We start from the raw sequence: 5,148 nt of genomic DNA, 5'->3' as shown, positions 1-5,148 counted from the left end.
ATTGTTAAAGAACTGTATTCGGTTACTGCTTTCGCGCTATCGACAAAGCGTTGTGTTTGTCAGCTGCGAAGAAGGAAGAGTATGAAGCGTTTGCAGCATTTCGTCAACCTTCTTTTTCACCCTGCTTTACTCTGCATTTGCATGCGTCGTTCAGCGAGGGGGCGAATTATAGCCCTGCCTCACATTCCCCGCAAGCGCTATTTACCGCCCCTCACCGTCCAGCAAGCCTGGTCTTCACTTCAAGCGCCTTTTTGTGCAGCCTGTCGCAATCGGCTGGCGTAGTTCGTGGTCTTTAGGCACAGTGGCAACATCAGACTCTGACGCTACGCAACAAGCGGTTAAACTTGCCCGCTGCGTCGATTAACTCTTGTACTTGAAAGTGCCTCCATGCTTCCGATTTCCAGCCTGCCCGAATTGTTGAAAACCATCCTAGCTTGGGTGCAACGGGCATTCGACGCGACGACGACCTGGGTGACCCAACTATCTTGGTGGAAATTCTTCCTGTTCGCTGCCCTGGCCCTGATCGCCGGCTCCATTTTGCAAGATGAGCTGTTCTCGTCCAGCCCGGACGAAGAAGTTGTCATCAAGTCGCATAAACGCAGCAGCAAGGGCTCGGGTGAAACCAATATCCTGATCGACGATACGGGCATTCATTTCAATCCCCGCAACAGCAAGAACCGGCGCAGCAGCACGGCCGATCCCGCCGATACCGCCGAAGCGGATGCCCAAGCCAGTGCCGTGCCGCCGGAGCCACCTGAACCACCAGCCGCCCCCGCCAAACCCAACTATCCCGTAACGACCAATGCCTCGGGCGAAGAAGTCCATATTGAATTGCCGCCGCAAATCGGCGAAGAGCTGTCGAATGCCATCGAAGAAGCCGTCGATGATGCGGCAGAACAAAAAGTGTCGCGCTATCACCAGCAAGCCTCGACCTGGTTCAAGAGTTTTGTCTCCTTGCTGGTATTGGCCCTGTTCGCCATGAAAGCCTTGGTCGGCGGCAAGAAACGTGCGGAAGCGCAAACCGTCACGGCAAACGAGGCAGCCGAGCGCGAATCCATGCAGCGCCAGCTCAGCGAAGCGAAGATGCAGATGATGCAGGCGCAAGTGGAGCCGCACTTCCTGTTCAACACGCTTGCCTCGGTCGAACACCTGATTCAGGTCGATCCGCCGCGCGCGGCCAAGATGCAGCGCAGCCTGATCCAGTATCTGCGCGCCGTGCTGCCGCAAATGCGCGACAACGCCCTGATTACCAATCTGGGCCGTGAAGCGGACATGGTGCAAGCGTACTTGAACCTGCTGAAAATGCGCATGGAAGAACGCCTGACCATTGATTTCCAGATTCCCGATGGCCTGCGCAGCGCCGCCTTCCCGCCCATGATGCTGCAATCGATGGTGGAAAATGCCATCAAGCACGGCCTGGAAGTCAAGCCGGAAGGCGGTACCCTGCGCATCGTGGCGGAAGTGGCGCACAGCAAGCTGCGCGTGACGGTCACCGATGACGGCCTGGGCTTTGGCGTGGTGCCCAGCGATGGCACGGGCCTTGGTCTGCCCACCATCCGCGAGCGTTTGAAACTGCTGCATGGCGACGAGGGCAGCCTGACCATTACGCCAAATCAACCGTCCGGCGTGTGTGCCGTGATCGAAGTGCCCTATCAATTGTCCAAATAAGACAGAGTAGTTGATAAAAACGCTAAATCATTGAATAATCAATCTTCGCCCGTTCACCCTTGAGACTTATGCCTACCGCTATTATTGCCGACGACGAAAGACTGATGCGCGACCAGCTGCGCCTGCGCCTGGGCCAGGCCTGGCCCGAACTGGAAATCATCGGCGAAGCCAAGAATGGCGACGAAGCGATCGAACTGGTGGAGCAACTCAAGCCCGACTTTGCCTTCCTCGATATCCGCATGCCGGGCAAGACGGGCATGGAAGCGGCGCAAGCAATAGGCAGCAAGACGCATATCGTCTTCGTCACGGCCTATGACAGCCATGCCGTCGAGGCCTTCGAGCGGGGCGCCGTCGATTACGTGCTCAAGCCACCCGAGCATGAACGCTTGCTGGTGACGGTGGAGCGCCTGAAAACGCACTTGAACAAGCCGGCCCTGGACGTCAACAGCAGCGTCACGGCCATGCTGTCGCAGCTGGCGGAAAAAATCACGGCCAAGCCCACCTATTTGCAATGGATACAGGCCAGCATCGGACAGGACTTGCGCATGATTCCCGTGGAAGAGATCCTGTTCTTTCGTTCTGACGAGAAATACACCTGCGTACAGACAGCCAAGTATGAGGCGCTGATCCGCAAGCCCGTGCGCGACCTTGCTGAAGAGCTCGATCCTTCGCTGTTCTGGCAAATCCACCGCGCCACCCTCGTCAATGTGAATGCCATCGAAGGCGTGACGCGCGACATCCGCGGCCGCCACCTGGTACTCATCAAAGGCAAGTCCGACAAGCTCGAAGTGAGCCGCAGCTTCTTGCACCTGTTCAAGCAGATGTAAGTCTCCGCCACCGCCCGGCCCAGGCCGGCGTGGCGCACGCTCTTCTGCCCCTTCCTGCGCCACATCAAGCCGCGCCGCGCCAGCAGGCATAGGCTATATCAAGTCCCGCCCGTCATTCCTGCACGGCCTGCCTTCGCTCACGTTCGCAAGGAGACCCCAATGCCCGACCGAGGCAGTCCCACACTGCTGCGCATCTTGCCGCTGGGTATGGCGGCGGCGCTTTTGCTGTGCCTGTTTCCTCCACTGAAAGCCCGCCGGCAACAGCAGGCACGCGGCCAGGCCATCATCGACAGCGCCAGCGACGCCATCATCAGCATCGACAGCCGGCAAATCATCCTCCATGCGAACGCGGCGGCCGCCAGATTGTTCGACGACACGCCGGCCGGCATGCGCGGCATGCGCCTGGGCCACTACATCCTGCGCGACTTGCGTAGTCTCGGCAGCCTGGGCACGCACGATGGCGATCCGCCGTTTGACGACATCAGCCTGGAGCTGCGCCTGACGGGCCGGCGCGCCACCGACTACACCTTGACGGGACGGCGCAGCGATGGCGCCATGTTTCCCCTCGAAGGTTCGCTCTCGGCCATGCAGGAAGATGGCCAGAGCGTGTTTACCATCATCGTGCGCGACATCAGCGCACGCCAGCAGATGCATGAACAGCTGGCCCGTTCCTTTTCGCAACTGCGTGAATTGTCGAGCGCGCTGCAAACCATCCGCGAAGAAGAGCGCAAGCATATCGCGCGCGAACTGCATGATGATCTGGGGCAATTGCTGGCTACCTTGCGCGTCGACCTGACCCTCGTGCGCCAGCACACGGATACCACCGCGTCCCTGCAGGCGCTGCTGCACAGCATGGACGGCTTGCTGGTGACGTCCATCACCTCGCTGCGGCGCATCGCCAGCAACCTGCGTCCGCGCGCGCTCGATGAAGGAGGGTTGTATTTTGCGCTACAAAAACTGCGCTACGACTTCCTGCTGCGCCGCGCCATCCATTTCGACTTGCTGGCCGACGAAGCCGACCTCGTGCTCGACGACGCGCGCAGCACGGCCATCTACCGCATCGTGCAGGAAGCGCTGACGAATATTGCGCGCCATGCCGAGGCCAGCCACATCACCATCGCCCTGCACCGCATCGATTCCTCGCTGGCGATCACCATCCAGGATGACGGCCGCGGCATTGCCGAACACGATCTGGAAAAAGCCACGGCGCTTGGCTTGCTGGGCATGCGCGAACGGGTATGGGGCTTGAACGGCAATATCCATATCGGTACCGATAGCGAGCTGGGCGGCACGCGCATCGAAATCTCGCTACCCATGCATGCCGAGGCGGCCGCTGCGGCGATACAATAAAAAAGGCGCCCGCAGGCGCCTTTGCTTCGTCACATCGAACGATGCTTAGAATTTGTGTGCCAGACCGATCTGGTACGAAGTCAGCGACTTGACGCGCTCGCGGCCAGCGTAAGCGTACACGTCGGTGCGCTTCGACAGGTGGTAGTCGTAGCCAATGCCGAATTCCTTGATGGTGTCCTGATCCTTGAACTTGTTGTTGCTTTGCTCTTGCTTGCCGTACGACACTTTGGCATCACCGCCGCCGACCGTGTAGTTCAGGCCGATCAGGTAGGACTTGAATTCGCCAGTCGTGGCAACTTTGGTGTCACCTTTCGAGTAGGCGGCCGTGATCTTGGCTGGGCCGAATTTATAGCCGCCACCGATGGACCACAGGTCAGGCTTGGCGGCCGTTGCCGTTGCTTGCACGGCTTTTTCGTAGCCGGCGTGCAAGCTGATCGGGCCATTGTCGTAGGTTGCCAGACCGATCACGCCTGCGTCAGCGCTGTTGACTTCGCTCAGCACATATTGCAGGCTACCCACGAAACCTTCAAAGCTTGGGCTGTTGTAGGTCACGGCATTGTTGACGCGCGACGAGCCGACGCCCGAACGCAGCAGGGTTTCATTGTTCTTGCCGACCACGCCGTAGGTATTGAATGGGTCGACGCGGGCGATGGTGCCATCGACCAAGTTCTTGGTGCGGCCCAGGATGGCGGTACCGAAAGCGCCTTTCAAGCCCACATACGCTTGACGGTCGAACAACACGCCTTTTTGCGCGCCGGTGTCAGCCAGGAATTCACTTTCCAGGTTGAAAATTGCGGACAGGCCGCCACCCAAATCTTCCGTACCCTTGAAACCAAGGCGCGACGCATTGTTTTCGCGTTGTACCGTTGGCTGGCCAGTGGTCTTGGCAATACCGAGGTCAACCAGGCCATACACGGTGACGTTCGATTGTGCTTGTGCCGTAGCTGCTGCGAAGGTGCCGATGATCAATGCTGCCAGAGTAATTTTTTTCACTTGAGATTCTCTACATTAGGTTGGACAAGAGTGGTGCTGCTTAGCTGCTGAACCGAATCATGCCCACCAAATACTTCAACAATATGACATCGACAAGATGTTGCTTTTTGGCACAAAGTCGTGTCAGATAAAAACAACAGGCGAAAAAAACCGCCCGGAGGCGGTTCATGCGGCGGTATGGTCCTATTTTTACCGTAGATACTGTTATCCCCGTCAAGCAGCGTGCAAGGTCGGATCAAATATTTTGCCCGACCTGAGTACGCCGAATGCTACATGCACCAGCTTGCGCATCATGGCGCCGATGATCAGT

4 protein-coding genes are annotated in these 5,148 nt (G+C 58.4%); 3 read left to right on the top strand and 1 reads right to left on the bottom strand.

The window, feature by feature from the left end; all coding sequences use genetic code 11:
- The first annotated feature begins 387 nt into the window (after positions 1-387).
- The 3 genes from ACQ4WO_RS28070 to ACQ4WO_RS28060 all read left to right on the top strand — a co-directional run bounded on the left by ACQ4WO_RS28070 (position 388) and on the right by ACQ4WO_RS28060 (position 3,845).
- Positions 388-1,668, top strand: coding sequence for a sensor histidine kinase (locus ACQ4WO_RS28070; protein ID WP_436484144.1), 1,281 nt, complete (start codon positions 388-390; stop codon positions 1,666-1,668).
- 68 nt (positions 1,669-1,736) lie between these two features.
- Entirely contained in the window at positions 1,737-2,495 is a 759-nt protein-coding gene (locus ACQ4WO_RS28065; protein WP_070290528.1) for a LytR/AlgR family response regulator transcription factor, read from the top strand.
- A gap of 159 nt (positions 2,496-2,654) precedes the next feature.
- Positions 2,655-3,845 (top strand): PAS domain-containing sensor histidine kinase, encoded by a 1,191-nt coding sequence (locus ACQ4WO_RS28060; protein WP_436484143.1) that lies wholly within the window; start codon positions 2,655-2,657, stop codon positions 3,843-3,845.
- A 45-nt stretch (positions 3,846-3,890) separates the two neighbouring features.
- Here ACQ4WO_RS28060 and ACQ4WO_RS28055 read toward each other — a convergent pair whose 3' ends face one another.
- Positions 3,891-4,838: a porin gene (locus ACQ4WO_RS28055; protein WP_230519561.1), complete on the bottom strand. Its 948-nt coding sequence runs from the start codon at positions 4,836-4,838 to the stop codon at positions 3,891-3,893.
- Positions 4,839-5,148: the final 310 nt, after the last annotated feature.

This window comes from Janthinobacterium aestuarii, assembly GCF_051380835.1.
GTDB lineage: Bacteria > Pseudomonadota > Gammaproteobacteria > Burkholderiales > Burkholderiaceae_D > Janthinobacterium > Janthinobacterium aestuarii.
The sequence above is the reverse complement of the archived record's forward strand: the minus strand, read 5'-3'. Positions and strand labels throughout refer to the sequence as shown.

Bases quoted from the DNA above. Each gene is read 5' to 3' on its own strand.
- ACQ4WO_RS28070 (WP_436484144.1), top strand. From the start codon at position 388: ATGCTTCCGATTTCCAGCCTGCCCGAATTGTTGAAAACCATCCTAGCT.
- ACQ4WO_RS28060 (WP_436484143.1), top strand. From the start codon at position 2,655: ATGCCCGACCGAGGCAGTCCCACACTGCTGCGCATCTTGCCGCTGGGT.
- ACQ4WO_RS28065 (WP_070290528.1), top strand. From the start codon at position 1,737: ATGCCTACCGCTATTATTGCCGACGACGAAAGACTGATGCGCGACCAG.